The sequence below is a fragment of the Gardnerella sp. KA01000 genome (assembly GCF_049244035.1).
Lineage (GTDB): Bacteria > Actinomycetota > Actinomycetes > Actinomycetales > Bifidobacteriaceae > Bifidobacterium > Bifidobacterium leopoldii.
The window spans coordinates 175348-194577 of sequence record NZ_CP058367.1 but is presented as its reverse complement, the minus strand read 5'-3'; the positions used below and the strand labels follow the sequence as shown (position 1 = coordinate 194577).

The 19230-nt window shown below is 44.7% G+C and carries 11 protein-coding genes and 3 rRNA genes; 1 reads left to right on the top strand and 13 read right to left on the bottom strand.

What is annotated here, in order from left to right; translation table 11 throughout:
* Window positions 1-20 precede the first annotated feature (20 nt).
* The 7 genes from HXT58_RS00760 to HXT58_RS00730 form a co-directional block, all read right to left on the bottom strand.
* Window positions 21-884 carry an anchored repeat-type ABC transporter permease subunit gene (locus tag HXT58_RS00760; protein WP_064340515.1) on the bottom strand — a complete coding sequence of 288 codons (864 nt, stop codon included), beginning with the start codon at window positions 882-884 and terminating at the stop codon, window positions 21-23.
* Window positions 884-1672 carry an anchored repeat-type ABC transporter ATP-binding subunit gene (locus HXT58_RS00755; protein ID WP_004119642.1) on the bottom strand — a complete coding sequence of 263 codons (789 nt, stop codon included), beginning with the start codon at window positions 1670-1672 and terminating at the stop codon, window positions 884-886. The genes HXT58_RS00760 and HXT58_RS00755 overlap by 1 nt, the downstream gene beginning before the upstream one ends.
* Before the next feature lie 20 nt (window positions 1673-1692).
* Complete coding sequence (locus HXT58_RS00750) at window positions 1693-3408, bottom strand: anchored repeat ABC transporter, substrate-binding protein (protein ID WP_004118551.1); 1716 nt, start codon at window positions 3406-3408, stop codon at window positions 1693-1695.
* Window positions 3409-3459: 51 nt separating this feature from the next.
* Entirely contained in the window at window positions 3460-5658 is a 2199-nt protein-coding gene (locus tag HXT58_RS00745) for a choice-of-anchor M domain-containing protein (protein WP_004118549.1), read from the bottom strand.
* Between the two features lie 13 nt (window positions 5659-5671).
* Entirely contained in the window at window positions 5672-6874 is a 1203-nt protein-coding gene (locus tag HXT58_RS00740) for a choice-of-anchor M domain-containing protein (RefSeq protein ID WP_415706116.1), read from the bottom strand.
* Between the two features lie 34 nt (window positions 6875-6908).
* Window positions 6909-9227, bottom strand: a complete 2319-nt coding sequence (locus HXT58_RS00735) for a choice-of-anchor M domain-containing protein (RefSeq protein ID WP_415706114.1) — start codon at window positions 9225-9227, stop codon at window positions 6909-6911.
* 230 nt (window positions 9228-9457) lie between these two features.
* Window positions 9458-10012 carry a cysteine hydrolase family protein gene (locus HXT58_RS00730; protein WP_415706113.1) on the bottom strand — a complete coding sequence of 185 codons (555 nt, stop codon included), beginning with the start codon at window positions 10010-10012 and terminating at the stop codon, window positions 9458-9460.
* Window positions 10013-10361: 349 nt separating this feature from the next.
* Between HXT58_RS00730 and HXT58_RS00725 the strand changes: the two genes are divergently transcribed.
* Window positions 10362-10922, top strand: coding sequence for a hypothetical protein (locus HXT58_RS00725; RefSeq protein ID WP_117009052.1), 561 nt, complete (start codon window positions 10362-10364; stop codon window positions 10920-10922).
* 113 nt (window positions 10923-11035) lie between these two features.
* Here the strand turns inward: HXT58_RS00725 and HXT58_RS00720 are convergent, their stop codons facing one another.
* From HXT58_RS00720 to HXT58_RS00695, 6 genes are all read right to left on the bottom strand, one after another.
* A complete protein-coding gene (locus tag HXT58_RS00720) occupies window positions 11036-12286 on the bottom strand; it encodes a DUF6591 domain-containing protein (RefSeq protein WP_415706111.1) in 1251 nt (416 codons plus the stop codon).
* A 381-nt stretch (window positions 12287-12667) separates the two neighbouring features.
* Window positions 12668-12784: ribosomal RNA gene (gene rrf / locus HXT58_RS00715) — 5S ribosomal RNA — on the bottom strand.
* A 179-nt stretch (window positions 12785-12963) separates the two neighbouring features.
* A 23S ribosomal RNA gene (locus HXT58_RS00710) occupies window positions 12964-16025 on the bottom strand.
* 375 nt (window positions 16026-16400) lie between these two features.
* Window positions 16401-17927: ribosomal RNA gene (locus tag HXT58_RS00705) — 16S ribosomal RNA — on the bottom strand.
* Together the 16S, 23S and 5S rRNA genes form the textbook arrangement of a ribosomal RNA operon.
* Window positions 17928-18119: 192 nt before the next feature.
* A complete protein-coding gene (locus tag HXT58_RS00700) occupies window positions 18120-18266 on the bottom strand; it encodes a hypothetical protein (protein ID WP_415706068.1) in 147 nt (48 codons plus the stop codon).
* Window positions 18267-18409: 143 nt separating this feature from the next.
* Window positions 18410-19225, bottom strand: coding sequence for an HD domain-containing protein (locus HXT58_RS00695; protein WP_004104700.1), 816 nt, complete (start codon window positions 19223-19225; stop codon window positions 18410-18412).
* Window positions 19226-19230: the final 5 nt, after the last annotated feature.

Below are 19230 nucleotides of genomic sequence, written 5' to 3'. Positions count from 1 at the left end.
GCTTTCTATTGTGCAGCATGCTATAAACCTACGCTACGACCTACTTTTGCAATCAACCCATGTTTAGGAGAGCACGCCCAAGCGAGCACAAAGAGAGCGGTTGCTACGAGCACAATTGTTCCGCCCGTTGCTGTATCAAAGCTCCACGAAATATACATTCCAACAATCGAAGAAACGCAACCAATAACAGGAGCTAAAACCATCATCCTAGATAGCCGATCAGTAAGCAGTCGCGCAGTTGCAGCAGGAGTCACAAGCAGAGCAAGCACAAGCACGTTTCCAATAATTTGCACGGAAACAACTACAGCGATAGCCACTAACACGTACAACATTCCATCTAGCCATGCAACCGGCAATCCCATTGCGCGCGAAGTTTCTCGATCCATCGATACGCACACAAGCTCTTTGTGGAACATGCATAATATAGCCAAAATAATCAAACCAGTAATAGCAACAACAGCAATATCTGAATCAGGAATACCTGTAATCGAGCCAAACAAGAAGGATTCCAAGGATCCAGCGTAGCCAGATGCTTTAGAAATAATCACAATTCCAAGAGCGAAAGCAGATACGAAAAATACGCCAATAAATGAGTCTTCGCGAAGCCTACGGTTTTGGCTAAAAATAGATACGATTAGCGCGGTTGCAACTCCTGCGAGTGCTCCTCCAAATAGCAGATTTCCTTGCAATACGAAGGCTATAGCAAGTCCTGGGAATACTGAGTGAGCTACAGCATCTCCAATAAACGCCATTCCTCTAAGCACTACATAGCATCCAACTACACCGCAAATTACGCTAGAAAGGCACGCTACAATAAGCGCTTTTAGCAAAAACCAAAGGTCAGGATTTGTTAAATCTTGTATAAATTCTATTGGAGATAACATTACTCTTTTACCACACTTTCCTTACCAATTACGCGCTCAACTGCTTTAATAAGCGGATTTTGCGGAGCTACGTGGAAGGTTTGTACCCACTGTTCTGTTTGCAAATGTTGCGGATCGTCGTCGCCCACAATAGTGCCATCAAATAGCATTATTCTCGAGCATGAGTTAATTGAGCCAATAATATCGTGTGAGCTCATGAGAATTGCTTCACCAGAAGCAGACAATTTCAAGAACAAATCGGTAAGCAGCTCCTGAGTAGGCATATCGAGTCCAGTAAACGGTTCGTCTAACAGAAGCAAACGCGGCTCTCCAGCCAATGCTCTAGCAACAAGCACACGTTGCCGCTGGCCTCCAGAAAGTTCTCCAATCGTGCGATCTTGGAAATCAGCCATTCCTGTGCGCTCAAGCGAGTTTAATGCAATCTCGTAATCTTCTTTTTTAGCGCGGCGAACGTAACCAATATGACGAATCCTACCCATCATCACTACATCTAAAACAGAAAGTGGGAAATCCCACGCAATATCGTGACGTTGTGGCACATACCCAACGTAAGATACGCGAGAATTAAGTTTTACACCTTCCATATGAGGAGCACGCACTTCGAGTTTTCCAGTATGTGGAATCAAACCCATAATTGCACGAAATAGCGTTGTTTTACCGGCACCGTTTGCACCAAGCAATCCCACAAATTCGCCACTATTAATGGTAAAAGAAACGTCTTTTACCACAGCGCGATTCCCGTACGAAATATTCAAATTGTGTGCGCAAATTACTGCATTTTCTTCCATATTTACTACCTTTAACACTTTCACTTCAAACATTTCGCTAAAGAATCCGCGTTAGCTCGCATCATATCCGCGTAAGTTCGCACATTTGCGTCGAAAGCGTCACCATAAATTGGGCAAACTTTCACATGCGCTTCAGACGCAAGCTCTTTAAGCACAGACGAGCGAGAAATTAAATTCGGCTCTAAAAACACTGCAGGGATTTCCAAGTCGCGCAAAATTTGCGAAAGTCTGCGCCTATCTTGCACGCTTGGCTCGCTTGAAGGGTTGATTGTTACAAATCCCGCAATATTTACGCCATAAGCTTTACCTAAGTATGCAAAAGCGTCATGCGTTGTAACCAAGTTGCGACGCTCTTTTGGAATTGACGCCACTTTTTGCCTCATATACGCGTCTACATCTAATAGCTTGTTAATGTATCGGTCCGCATTTGCGCGATATTTGCGAGCATTTTTAGGATCGACTTCACACAAGCGGTCAGCTATTGTGCGCACATAAGCAATTCCGTTTTTCACTGACTGCCATAAATGCGGATCAATATCTCCGTGAACATGTTTTCCAAGAACAGCTTGTGGAAGTTGATAAATTTTCTGCCTTGCAAATCCAAGGAATCTATAGCCTTGTTCAGCTGGAATTTCTTTTAAAGCATTAGTCGGCACTTCTACTACTACATCTCGCGGCTCATAATACACGCGCTTTGGCGCAACCGACCGCTTTTCTTGCAAAGTGTCAACTCTGTACAAAAATCCGCGTTTAGCTAAATCGTAAGCCAAATCTGCATGGCCTTGATTCAAGACTACACTAGCTCCACGCTTTTTCGCTAATTTCTGCGCGTTAATGCCAACAGCAAAACGCATAGTTGCGTTTCCTAAACTTGCAACCCTCTCGTTTTGAGCATTGAGCATATCTGCGTGAAAACCGAGAGTGTATTCTCCTGGCTTACTAAAAGCCCAACTTAAATGCGTGTGCGCGTCCGCAGGCAAATCCACATGATCTTCATCGTTAATCCCGTTTGCTGAATTAACGTAAGTTTCTACACTTCCAAAAGTGCCAGTAAGGTAAGCGAAAAGCGAACCAGGACCAGTTACTTTAGTTGCAGTTAAGCGGATCCTGTCCGAACGCTTCATGTTGTATGCTTTTGGCTTTATTACAGTAGCGCGTCCTTCTTTCGTTACAGTGGAAGGCGCGTTTGATTGCGAAGATTGAGAAACCTGAGAAGACTGCGACTTATCAGATTTCTCTTGAGATTTTTGTTGCTCTTTAGTATCTTCAGCTTCCTCAACCGTCTGCGAAGTTTGGCGTTCTGTAGCAAGACCAAGCCAAATAGTGTCCAACGACACATCTTCGACCATTGGAATAATATCCGCCGCATGTTTCACGCTTTCTTCAGCAAGTTGCACATTCGGCACGCCTTTTCGCAAATTCGCATCTAAAGCAGTAATAACACCATGCTCCTCAAGCATCATGTAATTACTAAAAGCCACGTCCGCATACACAACGTCTCTGATTGAACGCAATCGCGGCTCGTAAGAGTGCGGATCTGCATTATCAGGTACGATTGAACTCACATTTGCAGCATCCCCTGCTACATTCGCCACCATATCGCGCAAAACGCCTGTAGTTGTAACTACATTAATGCGACCATCGCGATGTCCTGCACGATTCCCATTAGCACTACCACAAGCAGAAAGCGGCAAAATAAGCGCGACGACTGCAATTGCACCAATCGAAGAAAACAAAGTTTGCTTTACTCTTCTGGGCCTATGAATCACCCTCACACACTCCTACTACTAATAGCGCAACAGCCAGTTGAAGTTAATAAGTCCGCGATTGTAGAGATACCAAATCCCTGCACCCAAAACGCCAAGCACAGCAATAATTCCACCAGCAAGAAGCGAATAAGCAAGTAAAGGATTTCGCTTAAATAATCCTGTTACGCCTTTTGCTTCAGACTTCACAACATCATCATTATCGTTCAACTTCTGTCGGTACAAACTTTTAGCGAGCCTCTTGTTACTAATTTTTGAAACAAGACCTTTATGCTTTTTAGCTTTTCTTGGCAATTGTTTTCCAGAACGTGAATTGTTTGATCCAAAACCACGACCTCCAACAAAAGAATTTCCGCCACCGACAAAACCGATTCCACGGCTGCCATGATTGCCGCCAGAATGAGGCAAATTAGCAGGTTTTGCTGGATTATGAGGTGCAGAAGGTCCACCTTTTTTGCTTTTGGTGTCCTTTTCTTCATTGTTTTCAACACCGCCAGCAGAGCCCATTGGTGTTTCTTGTGGATCTACACCAACAGCAACGTGAATATTGCGAGTTACTGTAGAATTTCCGTCAGAAGCTTGGAATTGCAATGTGTAATATCCAGGTTTGTCGAAATCCCAATTCGCATGAGCATGCGTATTTGCAGGTATCGTATAATCTGTTGCTCCTTGAGTAGAGAAAATCTCTTGATCTCCGCCACCCAAGCCTCCAAACATCCAAACACGTACGTTTCCAGGACCTTCAACTCCTGTTAGGCTCAATTGAGTTGGCTTATGCGGATTCATAGACTGATTATTCCAACCCATCCATGGCACACCATCAATTTGTGTTTGCGGTATACGATACACGCCGTTAGTTTTACCAGCATCACCAACTGCGAATACAACTGTATCCGGGTCTCTAAAGACGTGGCTTCCTGTCACATCTTCTTGCACAGCCATATCAACTTTATTTGAATCGCCAGTATATACAGCAATATCAACATGACCGTGGTCTATAACGAGTTTGTCACCCTTGATGTCTTTGAACTTTGTCGAAGTAGATTGCTGACTTTGAGAATCTTGCTTTCCGCTTTTCGCGTTATGTTCCCCATGAATAAGACCACCGTTATTACTTCCAAAAAGTCCTCTATTACTTCCAAAAAGTCCTTGTTGTTGCATTTTTGCTCCAGGCCATGGAGTCACATACACAGTGTTGTTGTTACCGTTAATGAAGAAAGATCCGTTACTTTGTTGCACATTAATACTGTGATCCTCACTTTGAGAATCGTCATTATCATCTGAATCTTCTTCGTCATCTTCACCATCTTCATCACCATCAAAAGATGCGCCATCATAATCAGCAAAATCCCCAGCTGTTACATCATGATTAGTGACGTGGAATGTATAGTCTTGCTCAGAACTTTGCTCCTCGTCACCAACGGTAGCAGTAGCTTTCATTTTTAACTTGTACACACCAGGACGGTTAAAAGACCAATACATGTGCGAATGCTTGCCACCAGTCTCAGTGATGTCAACATCTTTTGGCCAGTTTTCAGCAGAGCCGAGCATTTTCTCATAATCGTCACCGCTGCGAGTGTACATAAAAACTTCGCCATTGTGAGGTGCTTCGATACCAGTTAATGACAGTTTGACTGTTGGGTTAACTTTTGTAGAACCAGCTCCCTCATATAACGGTCTAGTATCTAAACCAGGCCATAATGCACCAGTATTTCCAGCTCCAGATTGATCAAAGAACCAGACTACACCTTCGCGAGTTGTTGCGTAGATTTCTTTTATTATCGGATCATTCTCATCTTTGGAAAGCTGCATGATGTTTTTAGAACCGACTTCAAAAATAAGTCGATTCGTATCATAACGAGTGCCATCATGATCTTCACTTTCAAACGCATCACCCAAGGTGCCTAATACTATGCGCTTGCTTGTAGTATCAAAGAAAGTTGCAAAAACGTCAGTATGACCTTTATATGCGTGGCACATTGCAGCTTTACTATCAGCCGCAGGTTGTGATGAAGCAGTTTTATCTAAGCGAGCAGCCGTACACGCTTTAAAATTGGCTTGCTTTATGGCGGTAAAATCTTTAGAAGATTTCTTTCCACTTACAACAGTTGCGTCACTGCCATTGTCAGCAAAAGCTGCGGGAGTTCCCATCATCATGCCACACAAGCACACGCCCACCAACAAAGCGCGAGATAATTTCTTTATACTATTACGAACCATTTTCGTCACACCATTATTTCCACTGAGTACCATCAGATTGCATATTGTCTGATTGAGAATATTGAGAATTATTAATTGGTGACATTACTGTCGTTTCTTGGTCACGCACTAGATTTGACAAAGTACTGTCGCCATTTGCATTATTCACAAAATTTGCATTATTTGCATACTGTTGATTAGCTTGTGCAGAAACTTGCTTAGCAAGCGCAAGATTTCGTGCTTTCTTACTTTTAACTACAGCTATTAGCACAAAAATCACAATAATTACGGCAATAATAGCCACAAAAATACCTACAATTTGAAGAACTAAAGCTGTATCATCACTTTTTTCAGATACTTTGTGAGAATGCTTATGCTTGTTGCGAAGGAGTTTGTGATGATTGTTAGTTTCATCTTTTGTGGATTCATCGTTGTCTTCTTCATCTTGATCCTCTTCATTACCTTCGTCGCCACTTGCTCCAGCAGCAGCACCCGTACCTAAAGCAGCATTAGGATCAGTATTATCTCCAACCGCAAAATTAAGAACACGCGTATCGCTTACAGAGCGTCCGTTTTTAAGCTTTCCTGAAAAAGTAAGCTTCACATGATAAATTCCAGGCTTAGAAAACACCCAATTCACGTGAGTATGAGCGTTAGTTTCAATCCAGCTGTTTTGCGGATAACCTTTAGTACTATCCCAAAGCTGCTGTGGATTGTTATTGCCATTTTCTAAGTAAACATGCAATTTGCCTGGACCACTTACTCCTTCAAGCGAAAGGTTTGCACCACGATCGAGCTCGTTAAGCACGCCACCTTCCTGCGTATTCCAACCAAGCCACGGCACATCAGGATTCTGAGTTTGTGGAATAACATACAGCTTCGTTCCAGGCTTTTCGCCAATAAAACTGTAGGCAGCGTCATCAGGCATAGGAATTATTGAATTGCCACCTAATTTAAATACCACATTTTCTGGGTCTCGCCACACTGGTTCATCACCAGTATCATCGCGAATCTTCAATTTCCATTTGCCGTCGATTAGCGTTGGTCCAAAATCAGCATGACCTGCTTGAATCATAACTGGTTGATTGCCTTCAGTGGCATAAGCAGTTTCTTGCATTGGATTTGGTGCACATAAAGATGCAACCAAAGTTACTAAAGAAAATATGAGCGCAAGCAACGCAGTAGAATATGCATGCTTTCGTTTTACTTGCAATGTTTCATTTTGTTTGTAATTCATTATTTAAACTTTCTAGTAATAATACGAATACTATTTACAACAATTTCAATCTAGGACGTACCAAAGCACCGCATGCACCAGTTATTGTGCATAAGCCGACGCTCGCACCTGAAGCTGCGACCGCAACCCACTTAGTCGAGGAACTATCACCTTTTGTATCATCTGAATCATCTTCATACACTTCATCAGATTCTTCGTTGTATTGCCTTGCACCTTGCAAAGCATGGCGTTCAGTATTCTTAACAAAATCAGAGTTATTGACAGAACTATTTTTGGACTTATTGCCAGAATTATTATCTGTTCTCACGAAATTACGAATAGTTTGTCCACTTTTCTTAGAGCTCTTGTTCTTAGTATGAGTTCCGCCAGAAGTTCGTCGCGATGAATTATGTAACGATGTTCCGCTTGAATTTTCTGTTCTTGTAAAAGAACTAGAACCAGAACTAGCACCACTTTGCGTATTATTTTTAGAATTATTCTTACGATTAGTGCGGTTAGTCTTATTGCGATTCTTCTTTGTGCGCTTGAATTTTCTGTTGGATTTCTTAAAGAAATTAGATTCGAATTGGAATCCACCATTAGAACTAGATCCAAATAGTCCCGAATTTGCAGTGCCGCCGAATACGCCTTTCAAAAAGTTCTTTCCACCAGCGAAATGCTTAGTCTTATTTTTGCGCTTATTATGACGCTTCTCATGGTGCTTTTTCCCGTGAGGGTTCTCATCATCTTCAGAATCAGAACCACTTTGATCATCATCGCCATCATGGTTATGAGAGTGAGGAACACCTTTCATCTCAATAACATAATCGCAAAACTCATCAAACATTTTATTACGGTAAAGTTCACCGTTCTTTAAAACTAAGGAAGGACGAATCGTTGCACCTTGCATTGACGCATCAAGTTTTAGCTCCAACTTGCTGCTTGCAGCACCCGGAATGCGCTTAAATTCGCTTTCTCCTTCCTTTTTCATCAACCAAACATAGTCTTTAACAATGGAAGTTACTGGACTTGTCGGATCGTCAATTGGCGCACCGGTAACACCGTCGGTTGCAACATGAGGGTTAAGCAATACTGTTTTCGCGTGTAAAGTATCCCCTGGTTTGAAACGCTTATAAGGAGCAATTGCTTTTACTACAGGATGTCCGTCGGCACCGTGATCTTCAACGGCGATGGTTGCAGACGCAGTATCTTTGCCAACTTGCGTTTCACCTTCAGTTGCGTGAGCATACACTTTCATCTTGTTCATTGCAGGCTCAGCCGGAAGCTGCAATCTCTCAGCAAAAAGAGTGGTTCCATACGCGTCAGGACCTTCGTCAGCACGCACATATCTCCACTCAATACGAGCACCCTTTGGTTTGTTAACTACTTTTAAGTCTAAACCACCATAACCTTCGTATGAATGATAATGCGGATGAGGCCCGGAATCACGAATATTGCCGATGCGCATATCGCCGCCATCGTCTTTATCTGTGTCTTTATGATCTTTGGAAGCTTCGTGCGCTTCTTCATCATCGTCAGGATTAATAAAATCACCGCGACGGTGCAAATCAAGCGTTTCCGTAATGCCAGAAGCAGGTACTTCGCCTGAATATGTATCTTCTACTTCAAAAGTGTATTCTGCAGGTTCGGTTGTGATCTGCTTCTTAGTGTTCTTATTTGTAATAGTTGCTGCTACTTTTAGCTTGTAAACGCCAGGCTGCGTAAATCCCCAGTTTGCATGCACGTGGCCAGCAGTATGTTGGTGAATTACGCCAGGTAGCATAAATCGACTGCCATCAGTATCAGGTTCGTCGTCTAAATCATTCTCTTCAAATGATAATTTCTTCGAATTTTTTCCAATGCCATCGGTAGTCCAAAGCAGAATGCGCCCGTTCATTGGTCCAGTAACTTGCTGAATTGCAATATCTGCTGTTGCATCATCTGCGTGAGATGCGCCAACTAAAGATGCAGCATAACCTGTGTCCCAACCCGGGAAAAGAGGGTTCCCTTTTTGATTTCCGGAACTATCGAGATAGTAGTATTCAGTAGCGAGAGCAGGAAGTTGCGATTTTGTAGTGTACGTGCTTTTAGCTACGCGCAAAGTAGTGTTTTCAGGCTTTAAGAAAGTAGCAGCGTCTTTTTCGACGGCCATAATGAATTTACCATTGTATTGAATTGGGTAAAACACGTCTGTATGGCCGTGACTTAGCACTTCCTTTTTTGTAGGATCGTATTTTTCAGCAGGATTACCATTTTCTAATGCAACTGCCGGTAAAGCTGCACTAAATCCTGATGCGAGCACGGCAATGGCAAGTATTGCAACACTTGCCATTGCAAAAGCACGTTTCACAATATTCCTAATGACCTGAGTCATAATTACTATTTCGCTCTCTACACTTCATCTTCTCTATTTCGCCTATTCGCGCTCTTCTTTCACGAATGACTATTGAAGATATCCATACAACGTCTATTAATAATAATAATGATTCTCATTAATAGCAAGTCGACACTCCGAATACATAAAAACGCTGGCAGCTCAAAGCAACCAGCGTCGATTATTTAATAATTATTCAATATTTATCTAATATTTTTTAAAAGCAACTTTTAGCCTTCCACAATATCAGCATTAAGGCAAGTCTTAAAATGACGCAAAGCCCATTCGTGACCTGCAGGATCAAAGCTTGCAACGGCATCCTTGTGAACCACAATCTTGAATCCAAGATTATACGCATCGACAGCAGTGTGAAGCACGCAAATATCCGTGCAAACTCCCACCAAATGCAGCTCTTCAATGTGACGTTCGCGAAGCTTAATCAGCAAATCCGTGCCATTAAACGAAGAGTAGCGAGTTTTATGAACGTAATAAACGTTGCTTTTATCTTTATTTGCTTCGTAAAAATCACCAAGCGTGCCATATAACTTCTGGCCGTGAGTTCCTGCGATATTGTGAGGTGGGAAAAGCTTAGTTTCAGGATGATACGGATCGTTCAAATGGTGCGTATCAATCGCAAAAACCACGAACTCACCGGCGTCAAGAAATTCCTGCGAAATCTCAGTAATACGCTTCTCGAGCTTTTGCGCAGGCTCGCCCACAGTAAGAGAGCCATCGCTTGCCACAAAATCATTCGTATAATCAATGTTAATAAGGGCTTTATTCATACCTACTCCTTGTATGAAATTTACAGAATAATCGCAAATAGCATTACTGCTAACAGCATTATTGCAAATAGCTCTACTGCAATAGCATAATCGCTTTAGTTACAATATTCCGCATTCTTAATTGCTTGATTTTATTTCAATTGATAGCCCAATTATCAACTCAATTGCTGGCCCAATTGCGATCGGCGCAATACCTCAATATTCAAAGAATACTCAAAGCTCACTTGCTTCTGCACCGACTATCATCATTTAATCACTACCTTGCGGCAAATTTTAAATCTTACTGATAAAATATTGAAACAAAAAAAAACAAATTAACAACTCTAAATAGTCTTATAGGTAGGAAAATATGAAAAAAATAAAAATTCACCAGATTGTTAATCTTATTTTTAGCGGCATTGCTTTAATTGGATTGCTTCTGCCATATTCTTCATCGTACGGAGAATACAGGAATTTTTTGACATCAAATCCAGACATCTTGTTTGCAAAAGAAATAGGTTTTAAAAATATTGACGCTGTCGATTTATCGATGTTAGAAAATCTTAGGTTATATTTCTGCCTTGCTAATAATTCTCATGGAAATGACTGGCTCAAGAATGAAGCAATAATAAATGTTGTTCTCATAATTGCACTAATCGCATCTATACTTCTTATACTATTGTTTACGCTTTTAAATAAGCCTGTTGCAAATATTGTATTTGCACTCATCTTGGCAGCTGCATCACTTCTTATGAATTATGACGCAGTAAGCCGTCATGCACTTCCTTCAGATAATTATACTTTTGGCTTTACATATTACCTTTATACGCCGTTGGCAGTGGCTGTAATAGTTTGCTCAATAGTTGGAATTGTCATAAAAAAGAAAGAAAAGAAAGCTGCAAGACTTTCAAATTTTGCACATGCAAAATAAGAGTAAACAAAATTGTAAATTGTAAGCAGTTTACAAAATAATTGTAGGGGTCAATATTTTAGAACATTGACCCCTACTATTATCGCTACATTTGCAAGCAAATATAGTTAATACTATTTAGACACAGCTATAAGTTTCTTAGAAACTCTCGCTTGAACATCAACATAATAATTAAGCTCATCAGAGTTCAAATCTTTGCTATGCCAATTGTTGAACTTTTTTACTGCATCATTATATTTATCTAAATACGCAGAGTACTCATTAAGAATAGTCTTATCAGTTGGATTTTTCTTATACTTTTTCATGAACGCAACATATTCGTCCATAACTGTTTCATAGCTATCCATTGCCGCTTTGAAATCACTACGCAATCCATTAACAAGCTTCGTGTTAGTTTTAGGTTTTGGTTCAGCTTTTGGAGTAGCTTGCTTTGGAGCAGCCTTTGCGGCATCTTTCTTCGCATCAGACTTATTGGAATCATCACTGTCTTTAGACTCGTTATCTGGAGCACTGATACTAATGCTCATAATATTATTGCCTTCGTATCCTAATGACAAATCCCAACCTGAATTATTTTTCGCATTGTACAAATCATCTTTCTTGCTGTAGTCAACTGTAAAACCTTTATCAGAGCAAGCTTTCACATATTTCTCATAATCTTCCCTACTAGTGTTACCAATATAAACTTTAAAGCTATCCTCATTTTCGTATGAGAACTTTCCGAATATAGATTTTGGTACAGGCAATTGATTAGCTGCTTTACTCGATGGCCAAGTAATTGGAGACATTTCCATCGGCGCATTCAGCGCGATACTTAGCTGATTATTGCTTTCATAACGAAGCAATTTTAATTTATAGCCTTCACTGTTATAAGAAGAATATTCTGTAGAATCAGTTTTTGAATCTACAGTAAATCCTTTATCCTTGCAAGCTTTAATATAATCATTAAACTGTTTGGCAGAAATATTGTTTATATCAACATTCATTTCTTCAGAAGAGTTTTCAATGATTTTACCCATGTTAGATGGAGGATTTGGCAATTCTGAGCCTAAAACCATCTCATTCCAATTAATAACAACGCCGTTATCTAATTTTTTAATATTCAAGAATCCGCATATTGCAACAACAATTATTATTATGCTGAGTAAATAAAACCAAAATCTTTTATAAATTGGCTTTTTCTTTTTGGCATGCATGCTGCCATAACCTGTAGCTGCTGGAACAGTGAGATTCTGTTGCTGCGGCGGAACAGGAATATTTTGCTCAAAAGTCGAAGCTGCTGTTGATTGTTCGACCTTTAATTTTGATCCGCAGTATGGGCAGAAGTCATTCCAAGACTCCATTCCGCAACTTGTACATTTCATACATCATCTCCTAACAATATTGATACGCATATATCATGAAAATGCATCTCATGCTTTGCTATAAATAATATCAAATAAATTGTTGGACTTTTAAGTATTAAATGTGGTATGAGCTTTGGGGGTTTAACGTCAACATCTGCTCCATTTGCGAGACGACACTCGCACTATACGTGCTCGCTACGAAACTCGCGTTGGAAGTCCAGTGGACTTCCAACTTAAGCGAGTTTCCGCTCCGAATTGCCTTCGCGCGCTAAATCGCAGCGCTCAGACAGGTCGTCGCGCCCCCGTTTGAAGGATTACAGATAACAGTATACGAAAACGAAAGAACAGTATGCGAGTATGAAAAAAGCGGGGAGTAAAAAACTCCCCGCTAGAAAAATAATGCGGCAGCGTGCTAGTCTCCCACACCCTATCGAGTGCAGTACCCTCGCCGTGTCAGGCCTTAGCTTCCGGGTTCGGAATGGGACCGGGCGTCTCACCTGAGCCATGACCACCGCAAAACTAGATTATACACTCAAAACCATTGAGTGGCAACACGTGGCGGTTAGGGAACCGGACATGAACGCGCGTAAAAACTCTTTTATCAACTGATCGTTAAGCAAAACATTCAGTACTCATTAACGCTAGAAGAATAATACTCATAAGGAACTCACCCTCCCCACTAGTAAAAGTGAGGAAGAATGTCACCATCGCCCGTTAGTACTAGTCAGCTCCACCCCTTACAGGGCTTCCACATCTAGCCTATCAACCACGTGTTCTACATGGGGGCTCACACACTAAAGTGCAAGGAATGCTTATCTTGGAGCAGGCTTCCCGCTTAGATGCTTTCAGCGGTTATCCCTTCCGAACGTAGCTAACCGGCAGCGCCACTGGCGTGACGACCGGCATACCAGAGGTTCGTCCACCCAGGTCCTCTCGTACTATGGGCAGGTCTCCTCAACATTCCAACGAGCGCAGAGGATAGAGACCAAACTGTCTCACGACGTTCTGAACCCAGCTCGCGTGCCGCTTTAATCGGCGAACAGCCGAACCCTTGGGACCTGCTCCAGCCCCAGGATGCGACGAGCCGACATCGAGGTGCCAAACCATCCCGTCGATATGGACTCTTGGGAATGATCAGCCTGTTATCCCCGGGGTACCTTTTATCCGTTGAGCGATGCCACGTCCGTACGCCGGCACCGGATCACTATCTCCGACTTTCGTCCCTGCTCGACCCGTCAGTCTCACAGTCAAGCCCGCTTGTGCGATTACACTCAACACCCGATTGCCAACCGGGCTGAGCGGACCATTGAGCGCCTCCGTTACTCTTTAGGAGGCAACCGCCCCAGTTAAACTACCCGCCAGGCACTGTCCCTGACACGGATAACGCGTCGAGGTTAGACGCCAGATATGGAAAGAGCGGTATTTCACCTGTCGACTCCACGCAAGCTAGCGCCCACGCTTCACAGCCTCCCGCCTATGCTACACGATCCACACCTAACGACAATACCAAGGTATAGTAAAGGTCCCGGGGTCTTTTCGTCCTTCTGCGCTTAACGAGCATCTTTACTCGTACTGCAATTTCGCCGGGCTCCTGGCCGAGACAGTGGGGAAGTCGTTACGCCATTCGTGCAGGTCGGAACTTACCCGACAAGGAATTTCGCTACCTTAGGATGGTTATAGTTACCACCGCCGTTTACCGGGGCTTAAATTCACCGCTTCACCGAAGCTAACGGATCCTCTTAACCTTCCGGCACCGGGCAGGCGTCAGAGCGTATACAGCGGCTTACGCCTTCGCACGCTCCTGTGTTTTTGGTAAACAGTCGCTACCCCCTAGCTTGTGCCACCCCCAACAGCTCAACAATGTAAAACCATATCACCATCAGGGGTCTCCCTTATGCCGAAGGCACGGGAGTAATTTGCCGAGTTCCTTGGCCAGGATTCGCCCGATCGCTTCGGTATACTCTACCAGACCACCAGTGTCGGTTTAGGGTACGAGCGGAATCACACCTCACGTTGAAGCTTTTCTTGGCAAGCAGGATCACCGGAATCAGCCTTACAGCCTACCCATCACGCCTCAGCTTAACATCCCCCGGATTTACCTAGGAGACAGCCCACACGCTTAGCCACGGAAAACCACCTCCGCAGCCGGCTACCTACCCGCGTCACTCCCACGCTAACCTACTACCGATACAGTCCCAACACAAACCTATCAACAACCCCGAAAGGCAATCAACAAGAAAATGAAGGTTAGTACTCTCAGATTCAGTTCGAACGGTGTAACACCGGTACGGGAATATCAACCCGTTCATCCATTCGACTACGCCTGTCGGCCTCGCCTTAGGACTCGACTCACCCGGGGACGACGAACGTGGCCCCGGAACCCTTAGTCATTCAGCGGACGGGATTCACACCCGTCTCTCGCTACTCATGTCTGCATTCTCACTCCTGTAAAGTCCACGACAAGTTCACACTGCCGCTTCACCCCATACAGGACGCTCTCCTACCCCGCATGAACAAAATTCATGCAGCCGCGTCTTCGGTGGCGTGCTTAAGCCCCGCTACATTGTCGGCGCGGAACCACTAGACCAGTGAGCTGTTACGCACTCTTTCAAGGATGGCTGCTTCTGAGCCAACCTCCTGGCTGTCTATGCGACTCCACATCCTTTCCCACTTAGCACGCGCTTCGGGACCTTAGACGACGATCAGGGCTGTTTCCCTTTTGACGACGGAGCTTATCCCCCGCCGACTCACTGCCGTGATAAACCTAACAGGTATTCGGAGTTTGGCTGCTATTGGTACCCGGTATGGGCCCGCAAGCATCCAGTAGCTCTACCCCCTGTAAGCAATAACACGACGCTGCACCTAAATGCATTTCGGAGAGAACCAGCTATCACGGAATTTGATTGGCCTTTCACCCCTAACCCCAAGTCATCCCCCCAGTTTTCAACCTAGGTGGGTTCGGTCCTCCACACGGTCTTACCCGCGCTTCAACCTGCTCAGGGCTAGATCATCCCGCTTCGGGTCCAGGACATGCGACTCAAACGCCTTTTAAAACTCGCTTTCGCTACGGCTCCCCCACCCGGGTTAGCCTCGCCACATACCACTGACTCGCAGACTCATTTTTCGATAGGCACGCCGTCACCCCACAAAGAAGGCTCCGACGGATTGTAAGCGCACGGTTTCAGGAACTATTTCACTCCCCTCCCGGGGTGCTTTTCACCTTTCCCTCACGGTACTAGTACACTATCGGTCAGACAGGAATACTTAGGCTTACCCAACGGTCTGGGCAGATTCACGCGGGATTCCACGAGTCCCGCGCTACTTGGGAATAAACATAAAGAGACATCGCACGACAAGCTACGGGGCCATCACCCTCTACGGCTGGGAATTCAATCCCATTCACCTAGCACGACATTTTATCACTCTCCTCAACCCCGTCAGAGGCTGAACAGTCCATCCCACGACCCCGAATGCGCAACACCTGACGGCTATCACACGCACCCGGTTTAGCCTGATCCGCTTTCGCTCGCCACTACTCACGGAGTATCCTTTCCTGCAGGTACTGAGATGTTTCACTTCCCTGCGTACCCCCCACAAAAACTGTGGTGACCACTCATAACAGTGGCCGGGTCTCCCCATTCGGAAATCCTCGGATCAAAGCCCACTCGGCAGCTCCCCGAGGCATATCGCAGCCCGTCACGTCCTTCATCGGTCCTGTCTACCAAGGCATCCACCATACGCCCTTACCAGTGACAAACACTAAAGTAAGAACCCATCAGCAAAATTCTCTAGACAAAAAATCATCACACTAAACGATCACAAAACGATCAAGCGACTCCAACAAAAGGAGCCGGTTGAAATTGATAAAAGCAAAAAAATCGAAACCAAAAAAGTCTCGCATTTTACTCGCGTCCACTATCCAGTTCTCAAACCACCACAACACCACAAAACCAGCATCAACACTCAAAAAGCATCAACCTGAAATCCTGTGAGTCAAGGACCGCAACCCCAAAACAAGGGGGGTGGCAATCCGGGAACCCAAAAGCATGCCCAACAAACTCATATAAAACGTTAACCACTGTTTTCCACACCAGTAACCACACTCAACCGAGCGTGCACAAAAACTCCGTAGAAAGGAGGTGATCCAGCCGCACCTTCCGGTACGGCTACCTTGTTACGACTTAGTCCCAATCACGAGCCTCACCTTAGACGGCTCCATCCCAAAAGGGTTAGGCCACCGGCTTCGGGTGCTGCCCACTTTCATGACTTGACGGGCGGTGTGTACAAGGCCCGGGAACGCATTCACCGCGACGTTGCTGATTCGCGATTACTAGCGACTCCGCCTTCACGTAGTCGAGTTGCAGACTACGATCCGAACTGAGACCGGTTTTAAGGGATCCGCTCCATGTCACCATGTCGCATCCCGTTGTACCGGCCATTGTAGCATGCGTGAAGCCCTGGACGTAAGGGGCATGATGATCTGACGTCATCCCCACCTTCCTCCGAGTTAACCCCGGCGGTCCCCCGTGAGTTCCCGGCATAACCCGCTGGCAACACAGGGCGAGGGTTGCGCTCGTTGCGGGACTTAACCCAACATCTCACGACACGAGCTGACGACGACCATGCACCACCTGTGAACCTGCCCCGAAGGGAAACCACATCTCTGCAGTCGACAGGCACATGTCAAGCCCAGGTAAGGTTCTTCGCGTTGCATCGAATTAATCCGCATGCTCCGCCGCTTGTGCGGGCCCCCGTCAATTTCTTTGAGTTTTAGCCTTGCGGCCGTACTCCCCAGGCGGGACGCTTAACGCGTTAGCTCCGACACGGAACCCGTGGAATGGGCCCCACATCCAGCGTCCACCGTTTACGGCGTGGACTACCAGGGTATCTAATCCTGTTCGCTCCCCACGCTTTCGCTTCTCAGCGTCAGTAACAGCCCAGAGACCTGCCTTCGCCATTGGTGTTCTTCCCGATATCTACACATTCCACCGTTACACCGGGAATTCCAGTCTCCCCTACTGCACTCTAGCCCGCCCGTACCCGGCGCAGACCCACCGTTAAGCGATGGGCTTTCACACCAGACGCGACGAACCGCCTACAAGCTCTTTACGCCCAATAATTCCGGATAACGCTTGCGCCCTACGTATTACCGCGGCTGCTGGCACGTAGTTAGCCGGCGCTTATTCGAAAGGTACACTCACCCGAAGGCTTGCTCCCAATCAAAAGCGGTTTACAACCCGAAGGCCTTCATCCCGCACGCGGCGTCGCTGCGTCAGGGTTTCCCCCATTGCGCAATATTCCCCACTGCTGCCTCCCGTAGGAGTCTGGGCCGTATCTCAGTCCCAATGTGGCCGTCCGCCCTCTCAGGCCGGCTACCCGTCGAAGCCTAGGTGGGCCATTACCCCGCCTACAAGCTGATAGGACGCGACCCCATCCCATGCCACTAAACACTTTCCCAACAAGACATGCGTCAAGTTGGAGCATCCAGCATTACCACCCGTTTCCAAGAGCTATTCTGGAGCATGGGGCAGGTTGGTCACGCATTACTCACCCGTTCGCCACTCTCACCAGTCAGCAAGCTGACTAGATCCCGTTCGACTTGCATGTGTTAAGCACGCCGCCAGCGTTCATCCTGAGCCAGAATCGAACCCTCCACGAAAAACTTCAATGAAGAGCCAACAAAAGGCTCCAATATTAAAAAGAAAAAGACGAGACATTCTTTAAGGAAAGAACATCCCAACAAAAAACCTCACCACCATTTAACCATCTCTCAGGCACCCTGCAATCTGCAAGGCAGGCAATGAACTGGCAATAATTAACTAATAAGTAGTACAGACACGCTCTTGAGTTCTCAAACCACCACCACACCAGCCGGCCCATCAACCTCAACCGAGGAGAACCAGCCGCGCTGAGCAGCAAGAGATAAACTTACACCAACCCACGCTAAAACGCAAACCCACCAAAAATAAACACCCCAAAACCATTGAAAACAAGCCAAAACACCGGCGTGTCGAAAACCACGCAAAAAACACCAAAAACATGCTATCTGATATTGAATCTATAAAAAACTTTTTAAAAAATAATAGATTTCTTAAAAAATACACAAAAATAGGATAAAAATACGCAAAAAATCAATAGCGCTCACGCATCAACACGCATATTAAAGATTTCTGCCAGGCCTGCAATATCTGGCTCACCATATTTCGTAACTAATTGCATCCACCGATTAGCATTGTCTTCACCAAATCGCGCAGCCTTGCGACGATAAGAATCAACTGTCAAAAAACGAGGAGGTATCGATTTGCTGTTATATTTATCCGCAACCATAACAATTTCTTGCTCAACTGTTTGCGGAATATAGTCTTCAGCAGGAAGAGGCAAATTTTGCGCAACAACTTGCTCTCGAGTTAAGCCAACTCCAGTATGATTGCGCGCAAATTGCGCAGCATCCTCACTAAAACCATTATCAATTAAATATTTATATCCGCGCAAACCATGCAAAATATAATTCGGTCCATCAAAGCGTAATATGCCACCAGCGTTGCTACTGCCATCACTTTCAAGCACAAAATACGTGCCAATATCGTGCAACAATCCACCTATTAAAGCTGCGTATTCATCAATATACTGTTTTGGAGCTAAGCCATCACTAACCGCAGGTAATATTGCATAACTATCTCCGACAAGCTCCTGAAGGCAATTTTTTGCTATTTCAGCACGCTTACGCAAAGTTCCACTCATTTGAGCAGCACGATTTTCAGCGGACAAAAGCATATTGCAATGATGAGCAATTTGCCAAGCAATTGTTGAGATTACAACACAATGACCGTGAATAAGCTCATAAGCAGCAGAAGATGGTGCAGTTGCACTATGCAATTTCTCTACTTCACCAAAATCAGGTAGATTAGCGAGTTTTATCGAGTTGCAATTAAGTATGCTTTCTGCACCATTTTCCATTTTAA

Coding starts and splice junctions, on each gene's coding strand:
- HXT58_RS00760 (WP_064340515.1), bottom strand. CDS start 884: ATGTTATCTCCAATAGAATTTATACAAGATTTAACAAATCCTGACCTT.
- HXT58_RS00755 (WP_004119642.1), bottom strand. CDS start 1,672: ATGGAAGAAAATGCAGTAATTTGCGCACACAATTTGAATATTTCGTAC.
- HXT58_RS00745 (WP_004118549.1), bottom strand. CDS start 5,658: ATGGTTCGTAATAGTATAAAGAAATTATCTCGCGCTTTGTTGGTGGGC.
- HXT58_RS00740 (WP_415706116.1), bottom strand. CDS start 6,874: ATGAATTACAAACAAAATGAAACATTGCAAGTAAAACGAAAGCATGCA.
- HXT58_RS00735 (WP_415706114.1), bottom strand. CDS start 9,227: ATGACTCAGGTCATTAGGAATATTGTGAAACGTGCTTTTGCAATGGCA.
- HXT58_RS00730 (WP_415706113.1), bottom strand. CDS start 10,012: ATGAATAAAGCCCTTATTAACATTGATTATACGAATGATTTTGTGGCA.
- HXT58_RS00725 (WP_117009052.1), top strand. CDS start 10,362: ATGAAAAAAATAAAAATTCACCAGATTGTTAATCTTATTTTTAGCGGC.
- HXT58_RS00720 (WP_415706111.1), bottom strand. CDS start 12,286: ATGAAATGTACAAGTTGCGGAATGGAGTCTTGGAATGACTTCTGCCCA.
- HXT58_RS00695 (WP_004104700.1), bottom strand. CDS start 19,225: ATGGAAAATGGTGCAGAAAGCATACTTAATTGCAACTCGATAAAACTC.